The organism is Paracoccus sp. pheM1 (assembly GCF_018499825.1).
Taxonomy (GTDB): Bacteria; Pseudomonadota; Alphaproteobacteria; order Rhodobacterales; family Rhodobacteraceae; genus Paracoccus; species Paracoccus versutus.
The window spans coordinates 1,185,012-1,199,012 of the sequence record NZ_JAGXCX010000002.1 but is presented as its reverse complement, the minus strand read 5'-3'; the positions used below and the strand labels follow the sequence as shown (position 1 = coordinate 1,199,012).

Genomic DNA, 14,001 nt, shown 5'->3' with positions numbered 1-14,001 from the left:
ACCCAGCCATGCCCGCATATCGTTCCCGCACCACCACCCACGGCCGCAACATGGCGGGGGCCCGCGGCCTCTGGCGCGCGACCGGGGTGAAGAACAGCGATTTCGGCAAGCCGATCATCGCCATCGTGAACAGCTTCACCCAGTTCGTGCCGGGCCATGTGCATCTGAAGGACCTGGGCCAGATGGTCGCCCGCGAGGTCGAGGCGACCGGCGGCATCGCCAAGGAATTCAACACCATCGCGGTCGACGACGGCATCGCCATGGGCCATGACGGCATGCTTTATTCCCTGCCCTCGCGCGAACTCATCGCCGATTCGGTGGAATACATGGTCAACGCCCATTGCGCCGACGCCATGGTCTGCATCTCGAACTGCGACAAGATCACCCCCGGCATGCTGATGGCGGCGATGCGGCTGAACATCCCGGCGATCTTCGTCTCGGGCGGGCCGATGGAGGCGGGCAAGGTCACGCTGGGCGACGGGCGCAAGGTCTCGCTGGACCTGGTGGACGCCATGGTCGCCGCCGCCGACGACAAGGTCTCGGACGCCGACCTGGCCGCCATCGAGGAAGCCGCCTGCCCGACCTGCGGCTCCTGCTCGGGCATGTTCACCGCCAATTCCATGAACTGCCTCAGCGAGGCGCTCGGCCTGTCGCTGCCCGGCAACGGCTCGACCCTGGCCACGCATGCCTTGCGCAAGACCCTGTTCCTGGAGGCCGGCCGCCGCATCGTCGAGGTGACGCGCCGCCATTACGAACAGGACGACGCCAGCGTCCTGCCCCGCGCCATCGCCAGCAAGGCCGCGTTCCTGAACGCCATGTCGCTCGACATCGCCATGGGCGGCTCGACCAACACCGTGCTGCACCTGCTGGCCATCGCCCAGGAAGGCGGGGTGGATTTCACCATGGACGACATCGACGCGCTGTCGCGCAAGGTGCCGTGCCTGTGCAAGGTCGCGCCGAACACCGCCAATGTCCATATGGAGGACGTGCATCGCGCCGGCGGCATCATGGCGATCCTTGGGGAACTCGACCGCGCCGGGCTGATCGACCGCGACTGCCCGACCGTCCACGCCCCCACCATCGGCGCCGCCATCGACCAATGGGACATCGCCCGCAGCAACGACCCGCAGGCGCGCGAACTGTTCCTGGCCGCGCCGGGCGGCGTGCCGACGCAGGTGGCCTTCAGCCAGGCGACGCTCTGGCCGGACCTGGACCTCGACCGCGAAAAGGGCGTGATCCGCTCGGCCAAGGCGCCGTTCTCCAAGGACGGCGGGCTGGCGGTGCTCAAGGGCAATATCGCGCTGGACGGCTGCATCGTGAAGACCGCTGGCGTGGACGAATCCATCCTGGTGTTTTCCGGCCGGGCCAAGGTCTATGAAAGCCAGGACGCCGCCGTCTCCGGCATCCTGACCGGCAAGGTCGAGGCCGGCGACGTGGTCGTCATCCGCTACGAAGGCCCCAAGGGCGGGCCGGGCATGCAGGAAATGCTGTATCCGACCAGCTACCTGAAATCGAAAGGGCTGGGCAAGGCCTGCGCGCTGATCACCGACGGCCGCTTCTCGGGCGGCACCTCGGGGCTTTCCATCGGCCATGTCAGCCCCGAGGCGGCGGCCGGCGGCACCATCGGCCTGGTCCGCGACGGCGACCGGATCGAGATCGACATCCCCAACCGCTCGATCCGCCTGGCCGTGCCCGAGGACGAGCTGGCCGCCCGCCGCGCCGAACAGGACGCCAGGGGCTGGAAACCGGCACAGCCGCGCCAGCGCCAGGTCTCGGCCGCGCTCAAGGTCTATGCGCAATTCGCATCCTCGGCCGACAAGGGCGCGGTGCGCATCCTGCCGGAATAGACCCGCCAAGCCCCCGGTCCTGCCGCAAGGCGGCGGGGCGGGGGCGGCCTTGCCCCGCCGAACCGGCCCCACCGACCGGTCTCGCTAGGCGGGGCTTGCGCCGGCCTGCGAAACCCTGATGACTGGCCGGCGAGCATCCAGCCGGACCCCGCCCATGCCGCCCAGCATCCTGTGGCTTTGCCGCGACTTCCGTTTCCGGGACAATGCCGCCCTGGCCGCCGCCGCGGGCGCGGGGCCGGTGCTGCCGGTCTTCCTGATCGACGGCGCCTTGCGGACGCAGGGCGCGGCCAGCCGCTGGCGGTTGCAGCGCGCCCTGCTGGCCTTCGATGCCGAACTGCGCCGCCGCCACGGCGCGACCGTGCTGGTGCTGGAAGGCGAGCCCTGGGACATCCTGCCCGCCCTGGCCGCCCGCATCGGCGCGGGGTCGCTGCACAGGAACGACTGGCCCGAACCCGCGACCATCGCCGCGCAGCAGCGGCTGGGCCGGGCGCTGGCCGGCACGCCGGTGCGGCTGGTGCTGCATCCGGGCCATCTGCTTGTGCATCCCCGCGCCCTGCGCACCGGCTCGGGCGGCGCCTATCGCGTCTTTACCCCCTTCGCCCGCGCCCTGCGCGCCATCGGCCCCGACCGGCCCGGCGGCGAAGCGGCGAGCCTTTCACCGCTGGCCGACCCGCCGCGGGGGCTGGCGCTCGACCGGCTGGACCTGGCCCCGGACCTGCATCGCGGCCGCGCGGTGCTGGAGCGCCACGCCCTGCCCGCGGGCGAGGCCGCGGCGCAGGCCCGGCTTGGCGATTTCCTGGACCGCGCCGCGGGTTACGCCGCGCAGCGCGACCGCCCCGACCTGCAGGCGGCCTCGGGCCTGTCCGAGCATCTGGCCATGGGCGAGATCGGCCCGCGCGACCTCTGGGCCATCGCCTCGGCCCGCGCCAAGGCCGATCCCGCCGCCAGCCCCGGCATCGCCGCCTTCCTGACCGAGCTGATCTGGCGCGAATTCGCCTGGCACCTGCTGATCGAGTTTCCCCGGCTGGCACGCCAGCCGTGGCGGCCGGAATGGGCGGATTTCCCCTGGCGCGGCGACAGCGCCGCGCTGACCCGCTGGCGCCGGGCCGAAACCGGCATCGCGCTGGTCGATGCCGGGCTGCGCGAGATGCGCGTGACCGGGCGGATGCACAACCGGGTGCGCATGGTGGCGGCCAGCTGGCTGACCAAGCACCTGCTGACCGACTGGCGGCTGGGGCTGGCGCATTTCGCCGACAGCCTGACCGACTGGGATCCGGCCGCGAATGCGATGAACTGGCAATGGGTGGCGGGCTGCGGCCCGGATGCGGCGCCCTTCTTCCGCATCTTCAACCCCGAACGGCAGGCCGCGCAATTCGACCCGCAGGGCCGCTATCGCCGGCGCTGGCTGCTGGGCTGGCAGGGCGCCGAGGGCGAAGAGGCGCGGGCCTATTTCGACAGCCTGCCGCCCGGCTGGGACGTGCCCCGCACCTGGCAGGACCGCGCCACGCCCGAGAGGCTGGCCCAGGGCCGGTCCCGCGCGCTGGAGGCCCATGCCACCTTCCGCCGCCAGGCCCCAGTCGATGACCGCTGACCGCCGCGCCAGCCCGGCGCGGCCCTGGCAGGCTGCTGAAAAAGGATTTCGAGAGGGCGGCGCAGCGGAAATCGTTCTGGATCCAGTTGATATCGGCCCGAAATGGGGTGTTTTCGGCAAGTGTGAGGCGGATTTCCCGGTTCCCGCCCGCGCTGTCCTGTCGCAAGGACTTTTTCAGCAGCCTGCTAGCCCTCCAGCCCCATTTGGCGCAGCGCCTGCCGGACCTGGTCCTCGACCGACAGGGCCATGTCGACCACCACGCCGTCCTCGTCCGCCGCCAGCGGCTCCAGCGTGGCCAGCTGCGAATCCAGCAGCTTGGCCGGGAAGAAATGCCCCTCGCGATGCGACAGCCGGCTTTCCAGAAGCGCGCGCGAGCCATGCACGTGCAGAAAGCGCACCCGCGGCGCGCCCTCGCGCAGGATGTCGCGATAGGCCCGCTTCAACGAGGAACAGCCGATGACCGAGGACTGCCCCAGCGCCTCGTTGCGGCCGATCTCGGCGGCCAGCGCCCGCAGCCAGGGCGCGCGGTCGTCGTCGTCCAGCGGGATGCCCGCGCGCATCTTGGCCACATTGGCCTCGGGGTGGAAGCTGTCGCCCTCGACGAAGGGCCAGCCCAGATGCGCGGCCAGCGCCTCGCCCGTGGTGCTCTTGCCGCAGCCCGAGACGCCCATGACCACGATATGCTGCACCACGCCGCTCACAGCAGCCACCAGCCGATCAGGGCGAAGCCGAAGGCGATGGTGCCCAGCAGCGTCTCCATCACCGTCCAGGTCTTCAGCGTGGTCTTTTCGTCCATGTCGAGGAACCGCCCGACCAGCCAGAAGCCGGAATCGTTGAAATGGCTCAGCACGGTCGCGCCGCCGGCGATGGCCACCACCAGGAAGCAGCGGTCGAACTCGCTGAGCCCGGTGGTCGCCGCCACCGTCGGCGCGATCAGCCCGGCGGTGGTGGTCAAGGCCACCGTGGCCGAGCCCTGCGCCACCCGCAGCGCCATCGAGATGACGAAGGCCGCCACGATCAGCGGCATGCCCACCGCGTCGAGGCTGGAAGCCAGCGCCTCGCCGATGCCGCTGGCGCGCAGCACGCCGCCGAACATGCCGCCGGCGCCCGTGACCAGGATGATGGCGCAGATCGGCGCCAGCGCGCCGTCCATGATGCGCTCGATCTCGGTCGCGCTGCGGCCGCGGCCCAGCAGCGCCATGGCCACCAGCACGGTGATCAGCAGCGCGATGGGCGTCTGGCCGATCAGCCGCAGCACCGTGACCCAGCCCGCGCCGGCATCGACGACGCCCATGGTCGCCAGCGTGCCCAGCCCGGTGTTCAGGAAGATCAGCGCCAGCGGCAGCAGCAGCACCAGCATCACCGTGCCGAAGCTGGGCGGGATGCGGTCATGGCCCTCGGCCTCGACCGCGCCCAGGATCTCGGGGATCGGCAGCACGAAGCGCCGCCCGGCCCAAAGCCCGAACAGGTAGCTGCCGAAGAACCAGGTCGGCAGCGCCACGACCAGCCCGACCACCACCAAAAGCCCGATGTCCGCGCCCAGCAGGTCGCCCGCCGCCACCGGCCCCGGATGCGGCGGCAGCAGCGCATGCATAGCCGCAAAGGCCCCGGCCGCCGGCAGCGCGTAAAGCAGCACCGAGCCGCCAAAGCGGTAAGCCACGCTGAAGATGATCGGCAGCATCACCACCAGCCCGGCGTCGAAGAAGATCGGAAAGCCGAACAGCAGCGAGGCCACGCCCAGCGCAAAGGGCGCGCGCTCGGCGCCGAACTGGCCGATCAGCCGGTCCGCCAGCACCTGCGCACCGCCGGTGATCTCCAGCAGGCGCCCGATCATGGCGCCGAAACCCACCAGCAGCGCCACCGTTGCCAGGGTCGAGCCGAAGCCCTGCATCAGCACCGCGATGACATCGGCCATGGGAACGCCCGCGACCATCGCGGTCATCAGGCTGACCAGGACCAGCGAGACAAAGGCATGCAGCCGGAACCGCATGATCAGGACCAGCAGCACTAGAACCGCCGCCAGGGCGATCAGCAACAGCACGACCGTGCTGTGAACGGGCTCGACAGGATTCATGAAAGGGGCTCCTCCAGCGAAAGGGTCGTGGGACGGCTAGGGCCTGGTCCTGCCCCCCGCAGATTCGGGGGGTGGCCAGGCATCCGTCGGTTTTCGTGGCCGTTAGCGATAACAGATGCCGGGTGAAAAGTTAAGACGTTTCGCGCCGGTGCCGCGCCGCGGTGGCAAGATCGTGCAGCAGCCGCATTTCGTCCGACAGCGCCAGCTCCAGCGCCGCCTCGGGGCCGGACACGACGCCGGGGTCTTCCTGGCCGTCCAGCATCACCTCGCGATCCTCCAGCCATTGCAGCATCTCGGCCTGCACGCTCTCGGGCGAAAGCTCCAGCAGCTTCTGAAAGGTGCGGCGATGCGCGATCACCCGGCCTTCGAGGCCGTCGATCCGCGCGGCCAGCCTGTCCATCCTGTCCATGCGCGATTTCCCTGAGTTTTCCGGGAATCATGATGGCACAGATGCCGGAACCGGCAAAGCCGTTCAGTTCCGCGAGGTCAGGCTGCCGCCCTCGATCCGCCGCAGCGAGATTTCCAGCCGCGCCTCGGCGGCGATGATCTCGGCGCGCACGCGCTTGGTATAGATCATGTGGTCCTGCGCCGCCCGCGCCGCCGCCGGCGCGTCGCGGGCCATGATCGCGTCATGGATGGCGCGGTGCTGGGCGCGCAGCACGTCGCGCACCTCGGGCCGGGCATACAGCTTTTCGCGGTTGTGGAACACGCCCTTGCGCAGCATCCCCGACAGCGCCCGCATGATCTGCAACAGCACGATGTTGTGGCTGGCCTCGTAGACGGCGACATGCAGGTCCACGTCCGCCTCGGCCTCCTCGCGGAAATCGGCCTCGGCATGGGCCTGGTGGATGCGCTCCATGCAGCGGGTCAGGGTCGCGCGGTCCACGTCGTTGGCCCGCGTGGCCGCCAGGCTGGCCGCCATGCCCTCCAGCGTGGCGCGCAGCTCTAGGTAGTCGTCCACCACCTCGGGACGCGAGGCCATCAGCTCGACCAGCGGATCGGTGATCGAGGTGGCCAGCGGCGCCACCCGCCGCCCGCCGCCCGGATCGGCGACGATCAGGCCCTTGTCCTCCAGCATGCGGATGCCCTGGCGCAGCGTCGGGCGCGACACGTTCAGCCGCAGCGCCATCTCGCGCTCGGCCAGCAGCGGATCGCCGGGGCGCAGCGAACCTTCGAGAATCAGATCCTCGATATGGCGCGCGGTGGTCTCCGCAGCGGGGGCGCCCTTGTTCACTTCGCTGGCCATCTCCGACTCCTCTGGGCAACCGCCGGAAATTCAGTGGGTTAGGCGGCGGCATCCGGTCCTGCAGATTAGCCGCAGCGCCAGGTCGGGCGCAATGGATTTCCCACTTGACCCAAGCGGTAAAATTATTTTACCAAGAAAGAAGGGAAGGTAAAGTAATCTGATCAGCCGGTGCCGTGCAGCGCCGGGTCGATTGCATCAAGGGAGGGGGGAAAGCCATGACGGCAGACCGTGCGGACCTGCTGGACCGCCTGCGCGCCATCGTCGGGCGGGGGCATGTGCTGACCGCGCCCCGCACGACGCGCCGCTACACCCGCGGCTTCCGCTATGGCGAGGGGCCGGTGGCCGCGGTGGTCCGCCCCGGCTCTCTGGTGCAGATGTGGCGGGTGCTGAACGCCGCCGTCGCCTCGGGGCGCGCGGTGATCCTTCAGGCCGCGAATACCGGGCTGACCGGCGGCTCGACTCCCTGGGGCGATGACTACGACCGCGAGATCGTGCTGGTCTCGGTCATGCGCCTGCGCGGCATCCACCTGCTCGGCGCGGGCGAACAGGCGGTCTGCCTGCCCGGCGCGACGCTCGACAGCCTGGAAAAGCGCCTGCGCCCGCTGGGACGCGAGCCGCATTCCGTGATCGGCTCATCCTGCATCGGCGCCTCGGTCCTGGGCGGCATCTGCAACAATTCCGGCGGCGCACTGATCCAGCGCGGCCCCGCCTATACCGAGATGAGCCTTTACGCCGAGATCCGCGCCGACGGCTCGGTCGCGCTGGTCAACCACCTGGGCCTCGACCTCGGCGACGACCCCGAGGAAATCCTCGCCCGCGTCGAGGCGGGCAAGCTGCCCGCGCCCGCGCCCACCGACGCCTGGGCCTCGGACCGCGAATATGCCGACCACGTCCGCGACATCGAGGCCCAGACCCCCGCCCGCTTCAACGCCGATCCGCGCCGGCTGCACGAGGCGTCGGGCTGCGCCGGCAAGCTCGCCGTCTTTGCCGTGCGGCTGGACACGTTCCAGGCCGAAAAGGACACGGCGGTGTTCTATGTCGGCAGCAACGACCCCGACGAGCTGACCGGGATCCGCCGCCATATCCTGGCGCATTTCCAGAGCCTGCCCATCGCCGGCGAATACATCCACCGCGAAGCCTATGACGTGGCGGCGAAATACGGCAAGGACACCTTCCTGTTCATCCGCCATGCCGGCACCGACCGCATGCCCGCCTTCTTCGCCGCCAAGGCGCGCATGGACGCGCTGACCGAGCGGCTGGGCCTGGGCGCGACGCTTTCGGACCGGCTGGCGCAGGGGGTGGCATCCCTCGCCCCCCAGCACCTGCCCAAGCGCATGAACGACTTCCGCGACCGCTACGAACACCACCTGCTTCTGCGCATGGGCGGGGCGGGCATCGCCGAGGCGCGCGACTACCTGACCGGCATCTTCCCCTCGGCCCGGGGCGACATGTTCGAATGCACCCCGGACGAGGGCAAGGCCGCCTTCCTGCACCGCTTCGCCGTGGCCGGCGCCGCCGTGCGCTACCGCGCCATCCACGCCCGCGAGGTGCAGGACATCGTGGCGCTGGACATCGCGCTGCGCCGCAACGACCGCGACTGGGTCGAGCGCCTGCCGCCCGGCCTGGACGCGAAGATCGAGAAGAAGCTCTATTACGGCCATTTCTTCTGCCACGTCTTCCACCAGGACTATGTGGTGAAAAAGGGCCAGGACTGCCTGGCCGTGGAACACGAGATGTGGCGCCTGCTGGACCGGCGCGGCGCCGAATACCCGGCCGAGCATAACGTCGGCCATCTTTACCACGCCAAGCCGGAGCTGGCCGGCTTCTACCGGCAGCTGGACCCGACCAACAGCCTGAACCCCGGCATCGGCCAGACCTCGAAATGCGCGCATTGGCATTGACGCCGGCGCCATCCAAGACGACCGCGCAGGACTGCGCACCCGCAACGGCGGAACCGCCCGCCCCATCTGAGGAGGAAAGATGGCTGGACTAATCACATTCATCCTGGCCCTGCTGCCCATCGCCACGGTCTTCGTGCTGCTGGTGGTGCTGGCGAAATCGGCCAAGTTCTCGATGCTGGTGGCCTATCTCGTCACCGCCGCCACCGCCCTGCTGATCTGGGGCACCGAGCTTAACAAGGTCCTGGGCGCCACCGTCAACGGCGCCGTGACCGCGGTCAGCCTGCTCTATATCGTCTTCGGCGCCATCCTGATGCTCTACACGCTCGAGGAAAGCGGCGGCATCCGCTCGATCCGGGCCGGCTTCACCTCGATCTCGCCCGACCGGAGGGTGCAGGCGATCATCATCGCCTGGCTCTTCGGCTCGCTGATCGAGGGCGCCTCGGGCTTCGGCACGCCGGCGGCCATCGCCGCGCCGCTGCTGGTGGCCATCGGCTTTCCCGCCATGGCCGCCGTCATGGTCACGCTGATTATCCAGAGCACGCCGGTGTCGTTCGGTGCGGTCGGGACGCCGATCCTGGTCGGCGTGCGCACCGGCCTTGCCGACCAGCAGATCGTCGAGGCGACCATCGCGCCCATGGCCTTCGGCGACTACCTGCTGGAGATCGCGGTCAAGGTCGCCACCATCCACGGGCTGATCGGCTTCCTGATCCCGCTGATCCTGGTCGGGATGCTCACGCGCTTCTTCGGCGCCAACCGCTCCTTTGCCGAAGGCTTCCGCATCTGGAAGTTCGCACTGTTCGCGGGCCTCGCCTTCACCGTGCCCTACTACCTCATCGCCGCGACGCTGGGACCGGAATTCCCCTCGCTCCTGGGCGGCATCGTCGGGCTCATGATCGTGGTGCCGGCGGCGAAACGCGGCTTCCTGATCCCCAGGGAAAGCTTCGACTTCCCGCCGCGCCGCGACTGGAACGACAACTGGGTCGGCAAGCTCGACGATCTCGAGGACCACAATGCCCACAAGCCGGTGATGCCGCTGGTCAAGGCCTGGGCGCCCTATGTCTTCGTCGTGGCCCTGCTGGTCATCACCCGCTCGATCGCGCCGATCAAGGCATGGCTCACCTCGCCCGAGATGACGATCGCCTTCCGCGACCTGTTCGGCTCGGGCATCAACGCCTCGGTGCAGGTGCTGTTCCTGCCCGGCACGATCCTGATCCTGGCCTCGCTCTTTACCTTTGTGCTGCACGGCATGTCGGGGCGCGACTACGGCCGGGCGCTCAAGGCTTCGGGCACGACCATGATCGCCGCCGCCCCGGCGCTGCTGCTGGCGGTGCCGATGGTGCAGGTGTTCCTGAACTCGGCCTCGGACAGCTATGCCAGCATGCCCATCGTCCTGGCGCAGGGCGTCTCGTCGGTGGTGGGGGATGCCTGGCCGATGTTCGCGCCGCTGATCGGGGCCATGGGCGCCTTCGTCGCCGGCTCGAACACGGTCAGCAACATGATGTTCTCGCTCTTCCAGTTCTCGACCGCCGAGCAGATCGGCCTGGGGGCTGCGGGCGCGGGCACCGTGGTGGCGCTGCAAGCCATCGGCGGGGCCGCCGGCAACATGATCTGCGTCCATAACGTCGTCGCCGCCTCGGCCACCGTCGGGCTGACCGACCGCGAGGGCGCGATCATCCGCCAGACCCTGATCCCAATGGCCTATTACGTCGTGCAGGGCGGGCTGATCGGCTTTGCGCTGCTGACCGGCAACCCCATGTGGTGGGTCGCCGCCGCGATCTGGGCGGGTGCGGTGCTGTTCTTCATGTCGCGCAACCGCGGCCCCCGTCCCGACACCGTCGCCAACTAGGGGGAAACCATGACCGGAGAGCCAAAACCGACAGTCGGTCTGTTCGTGACCTGCCTTGTCGACGCCATCCGCCCGCAGATCGGCTTCGCGGCCCTCCAGCTTCTTGAGGAAGCGGGCTGCGTGGTCGAGGTGCCGCAGGCCCAGACCTGCTGCGGCCAGCCGGCGCTGAACAGCGGCGACGACCGCGACGCGGCGCATCTGGCCCGCCAGACCATCGCCGCCTTCGAGGGCTACGACCATGTCGTCCTGCCCTCGGGCTCCTGCGCGGCGACCATGGTGCATGGCTACCCGGAGCTGCTGGCGGAGGACCCCGACTGGGCCGCCCGCGCCCGCGCCATGGCGGCGAAGACCCATGAGATCACCAGTTTCCTCCACGATGTCATGGGCTTCGCGCCACGGGGGCGGAGGTGCGATGCCTCCGCCACCTATCACGACAGCTGCTCGGGCCTGCGCGAGCTGGGCGTCGCCGCGCAGCCGCGCGCGCTGCTGGCCCAGGTCGAGGGGCTGGAGATGCGCGGCCTGCCCGGCAACGACGCCTGCTGCGGCTTCGGCGGCACCTTCTGCGTGAAATATTCCGCCATCTCGAACGCCATCGTCACCGAAAAGGCCGAGGCGGTCGAATCCACCGGCGCCGACATCCTGCTGGCCGGCGACCTGGGCTGCCTGATGAACATGGCCGGCAAGCTGCATCGCCGCGGCGCCAAGACCCGCTGCTTCCACACCGTCGAGGTGCTGGCCGGCCGCGCCCAGGGCCCCGCCATCGGCGAGGACGCGCCATGAACGCACCCTTCAAGGCCCCGTTCAAGGCCCCGTTCAAGGCTCGCGCCGCGGCGGCCCTGGCCGACCCGGTGCTGAAGACCGCCATCGACCGCACCACCGGCAATGCCGAGCGAAAGCGCGCCGCGGCCCTGGCCGCATTCCCCGAATTCGAGGCCGCCCGCGCCCGCGGCCAGGCGATCAAGGATCATGTCATCGCCCATCTGGGCCATTACCTGGAGATGTTCGAGCGGAACGCCACCGCCCGCGGCGCGCAGGTCCACTGGGCCGGCGACGATGCCGAGGCCCGCGCCATCGTCACCCGCATCTGCCTGGCCGCCGACGCCAGGCTGGTGACGCGCGCCAAATCCATGCTGGGCGAGGAGATCGGCCTGCCCCATGCCCTGGCCGATGCCGGCATCGAGCGGGTCGAGACCGACCTGGCCGAGCATATCATCCAGCTGGCGGGCGAGGCGCCCTCGCATATCATCTGGCCCGCCATGCACCGCACCCGCGAGCAGGTGGCGGAGCTCTTCAAGACCGGCCACCAGCCGCCGCCCGCCGCCGAAGACCCGGCGACCATGGTGCAAAGCGCCCGCCGCGTCCTGCGCGAGAAATTCCTGTCGGCCGACATCGGCATATCCGGCGCGAATTTCCTGGTCGCCGATACCGGCGCCACCTGCACCGTCACCAACGAGGGCAATGCCGAGCTGACCACCACGCCCCCGCGCATCCATATCGTCACCGCGGGGATCGAGAAGCTGGTGCCCTCGACCGCGCATGCCCTTGCGCTGCTGCGCCTGCTGGTGCGGTCGGCGACGGGCGGCGAGATGACGCAATACACCACCTTCCACGCCGGCCCGAAGCGCCCCGGCGATGCCGACGGGCCCGAGGAGATGCATATCGTCCTGGTCGACAACGGCCGCACGAAGATGCTGGCCGACGAGTTCCGCGAGATGCTGCGCTGCATCCGCTGCGGCGCCTGCATGAACCATTGCGTGGTCTATCGCCAGATCGGCGGGCATGCCTATGGCGGCACCTATCCCGGCCCGATGGGCTCGGTGCTGACGCCGGTGCTGGACGGGCTGGCGGCGTCCCGCGACCTGCCCAACGCCTGCACCATGAACGGCCGCTGCGCCGAGGTCTGCCCGGTCGGCATCCCGATCCCCACGCTCTTGCGCGCCTGGCGCCGCCGCAGCTGGCGCGAGGGGCTGGAGCCCGGCCCGGTCCGCACCGGCATCGGGCTTTGGGCGCAACTTGCCCGCCGGCCGCGGCTTTATCGCCTGGCGACCCGCATCGGGCTGCCTGCGCTGCGGCTTTTCGGCAAGGGCGGCTGGATTTCGCGCCTGCCGCTGGCCGGGGGCTGGACCGACCACCGCGACCTGCCGCGCCCGGCGGCCCGCAGCTTCATGGACCAATACCGCGCCCAGCAGAAGGCCCGCAAATGACCGCCCGCGACCGCATCCTTTCGGCCATCCGCGCCACCCTCGGCCCTGGCAAGCCGCCCGAGCGGATCGCGGCCGAGGCCGCCGCCCTGCTTGAGGATCCCGACGCCGCCCGCCCGCGCCTTGCCGCGCCGGAACTGCCCGAGGCCTTCGCGCTGAAGGCCGCCGCGCTCGGCACCACCATCGACCGCATCGCCACGCTGGCCGAGGTGCCGCGGGCCATGGCCCGCTATCTGGACGCGCATGGCCTGCCGCCCCGCTTCGCCATGCAGCCGGCGCCGGAACTGGCGGCGCTGGACTGGCAGGGCCTCGCCCCGCATCCGGGCATCGCCGCGGACGAGCCCGCGGCGCTTGGCCTGGCGCTTTACGGCATCGCCGAAAGCGGCTCTCTGGTCGTCCATTCGGGACCGCAGAACCCGATCCTGCTGTCCTTCCTGCCGCTGCACCATGTCGTGCTGCTGCGCGAGGCGACGCTCTTGCCCTACCTTGAGGACTATGCCGCCCGCCTTGCCGCCCAGGCGATCCCGCGCAACGCCATCCTGATCACCGGCCCCAGCGGCACCACCGACATCGAGGGCAGCTATGTCCGCGGCGCCCATGGCCCCGGCTTCCTGCATGTCATCCTGATCGCGGGCTGACCGCCGCGCCGATTTGCCCTAGCATTGCGGCACCGATGGGAGGCCGCGATGCCCGACGCCCCGCAAGCGCAGGAAATGCCGCAGGAAACGCCGCGCGAGCATTTCCTGCTTTTCGTCGCCATCCCGCCGCCCGAGGTGGTGGCGCGGATCGAGGCCGCCTGGCAGCTCGCCCAGCGCCGCGACCGCTTTCGCCGCGCGACGCTGCACATGACCATCCTGCCGGTGATCCGCACCCCGCAGCTCCAGCCATGGATGGCCGAGGCGCTTGGCCGCCCGCTGGAGGGGCTGGATTTTCCCGCCTTCGACCTGGTGCTGGACCAGCTGACCACCTTCGGGCCGCCGCGCCGCCGCGACCGGCCGCTGGTGCTGGTCGGCCGGCAGGAAAACCCCGCCCCCGACGCGCTGTGCCAGACGCTGTGGCAGCGGCTGGCCGGCGCCGGGCTGGGCGTCGCCCGCCACCGCGTCACCCCGCATGTGACGCTGGCCTATGGCAAGCCCCTGCCGCCGCAGGGCATCGCGGTCCCGCCGGTGCATTGGCGGGTGGACCAGCTTACGCTGATCGACAACCTGCAGGGCCTGGGCCGGCACGTGCCGCTGGCGCGCTGGCCGCTGCGCTGAACCTCGGGGCGCCGAAGCCTTATCGACAATCCCCGCCGC

The 14,001-nt window shown here is 70.2% G+C and carries 12 protein-coding genes; 8 read left to right on the top strand and 4 right to left on the bottom strand.

The features are described 5' to 3' along the window. Nucleotides 1-8 precede the first annotated feature (8 nt). On the top strand, nt 9-1,847 hold the full coding sequence (gene ilvD, locus KF941_RS20015; RefSeq protein WP_214274332.1) for a dihydroxy-acid dehydratase: 1,839 nt from the start codon (nt 9-11) through the stop codon (nt 1,845-1,847). A 154-nt stretch (nt 1,848-2,001) separates the two neighbouring features. Further along, on the top strand, nt 2,002-3,438 hold the full coding sequence (locus KF941_RS20010; RefSeq protein ID WP_214274331.1) for a deoxyribodipyrimidine photo-lyase: 1,437 nt from the start codon (nt 2,002-2,004) through the stop codon (nt 3,436-3,438). 185 nt (nt 3,439-3,623) lie between these two features. Here KF941_RS20010 and KF941_RS20005 read toward each other — a convergent pair whose 3' ends face one another. The 4 genes from KF941_RS20005 to KF941_RS19990 form a co-directional block, all read right to left on the bottom strand. After that, nucleotides 3,624-4,139, bottom strand: coding sequence for a gluconokinase (locus tag KF941_RS20005; RefSeq protein ID WP_346429022.1), 516 nt, complete (start codon nt 4,137-4,139; stop codon nt 3,624-3,626). Next, complete coding sequence (locus KF941_RS20000; protein WP_036759901.1) at nt 4,136-5,512, bottom strand: GntP family permease; 1,377 nt, start codon at nt 5,510-5,512, stop codon at nt 4,136-4,138. Before KF941_RS20000 ends, KF941_RS20005 begins: the two co-directional genes overlap by 4 nt. Before the next feature lie 130 nt (nt 5,513-5,642). After that, nucleotides 5,643-5,921: a hypothetical protein gene (locus tag KF941_RS19995; protein ID WP_036759899.1), complete on the bottom strand. Its 279-nt coding sequence runs from the start codon at nt 5,919-5,921 to the stop codon at nt 5,643-5,645. A gap of 63 nt (nt 5,922-5,984) precedes the next feature. Further along, nucleotides 5,985-6,758 carry an FCD domain-containing protein gene (locus KF941_RS19990; protein WP_036759897.1) on the bottom strand — a complete coding sequence of 258 codons (774 nt, stop codon included), beginning with the start codon at nt 6,756-6,758 and terminating at the stop codon, nt 5,985-5,987. 215 nt (nt 6,759-6,973) lie between these two features. Between KF941_RS19990 and dld the strand changes: the two genes are divergently transcribed. From dld to KF941_RS19960, 6 genes are all read left to right on the top strand, one after another. Beyond that, entirely contained in the window at nt 6,974-8,659 is a 1,686-nt protein-coding gene (dld, locus tag KF941_RS19985; RefSeq protein WP_214274330.1) for a D-lactate dehydrogenase, read from the top strand. A 79-nt stretch (nt 8,660-8,738) separates the two neighbouring features. Beyond that, nucleotides 8,739-10,505 carry an L-lactate permease gene (locus KF941_RS19980; protein ID WP_036759893.1) on the top strand — a complete coding sequence of 589 codons (1,767 nt, stop codon included), beginning with the start codon at nt 8,739-8,741 and terminating at the stop codon, nt 10,503-10,505. 9 nt (nt 10,506-10,514) lie between these two features. Continuing rightward, nucleotides 10,515-11,285, top strand: a complete 771-nt coding sequence (locus KF941_RS19975; RefSeq protein WP_214274329.1) for a (Fe-S)-binding protein — start codon at nt 10,515-10,517, stop codon at nt 11,283-11,285. After that, the gene (locus KF941_RS19970) at nt 11,282-12,709 is read left to right on the top strand and encodes a lactate utilization protein B (protein ID WP_214274328.1); all 1,428 of its coding nucleotides are present in this window, start codon (nt 11,282-11,284) and stop codon (nt 12,707-12,709) included. The genes KF941_RS19975 and KF941_RS19970 overlap by 4 nt, the downstream gene beginning before the upstream one ends. Further along, the gene (locus KF941_RS19965) at nt 12,706-13,344 is read left to right on the top strand and encodes an LUD domain-containing protein (protein ID WP_114537694.1); all 639 of its coding nucleotides are present in this window, start codon (nt 12,706-12,708) and stop codon (nt 13,342-13,344) included. Before KF941_RS19970 ends, KF941_RS19965 begins: the two co-directional genes overlap by 4 nt. Before the next feature lie 48 nt (nt 13,345-13,392). After that, nucleotides 13,393-13,962 (top strand): 2'-5' RNA ligase family protein, encoded by a 570-nt coding sequence (locus KF941_RS19960; protein ID WP_214274327.1) that lies wholly within the window; start codon nt 13,393-13,395, stop codon nt 13,960-13,962. The last annotated feature ends 39 nt before the right edge of the window (nt 13,963-14,001 follow it).

What these genes read in the sequence shown, in the direction of transcription:
- KF941_RS20000 (WP_036759901.1), bottom strand. Translation starts at nt 5,512, where the DNA reads ATGAATCCTGTCGAGCCCGTTCACAGCACGGTCGTGCTGTTGCTGATC.
- dld (WP_214274330.1), top strand. Translation starts at nt 6,974, where the DNA reads ATGACGGCAGACCGTGCGGACCTGCTGGACCGCCTGCGCGCCATCGTC.
- KF941_RS19965 (WP_114537694.1), top strand. Translation starts at nt 12,706, where the DNA reads ATGACCGCCCGCGACCGCATCCTTTCGGCCATCCGCGCCACCCTCGGC.
- KF941_RS19975 (WP_214274329.1), top strand. Translation starts at nt 10,515, where the DNA reads ATGACCGGAGAGCCAAAACCGACAGTCGGTCTGTTCGTGACCTGCCTT.
- KF941_RS19995 (WP_036759899.1), bottom strand. Translation starts at nt 5,921, where the DNA reads ATGGACAGGATGGACAGGCTGGCCGCGCGGATCGACGGCCTCGAAGGC.
- KF941_RS19990 (WP_036759897.1), bottom strand. Translation starts at nt 6,758, where the DNA reads ATGGCCAGCGAAGTGAACAAGGGCGCCCCCGCTGCGGAGACCACCGCG.
- KF941_RS19980 (WP_036759893.1), top strand. Translation starts at nt 8,739, where the DNA reads ATGGCTGGACTAATCACATTCATCCTGGCCCTGCTGCCCATCGCCACG.
- ilvD (WP_214274332.1), top strand. Translation starts at nt 9, where the DNA reads ATGCCCGCATATCGTTCCCGCACCACCACCCACGGCCGCAACATGGCG.
- KF941_RS19960 (WP_214274327.1), top strand. Translation starts at nt 13,393, where the DNA reads ATGCCCGACGCCCCGCAAGCGCAGGAAATGCCGCAGGAAACGCCGCGC.
- KF941_RS20010 (WP_214274331.1), top strand. Translation starts at nt 2,002, where the DNA reads ATGCCGCCCAGCATCCTGTGGCTTTGCCGCGACTTCCGTTTCCGGGAC.
- KF941_RS19970 (WP_214274328.1), top strand. Translation starts at nt 11,282, where the DNA reads ATGAACGCACCCTTCAAGGCCCCGTTCAAGGCCCCGTTCAAGGCTCGC.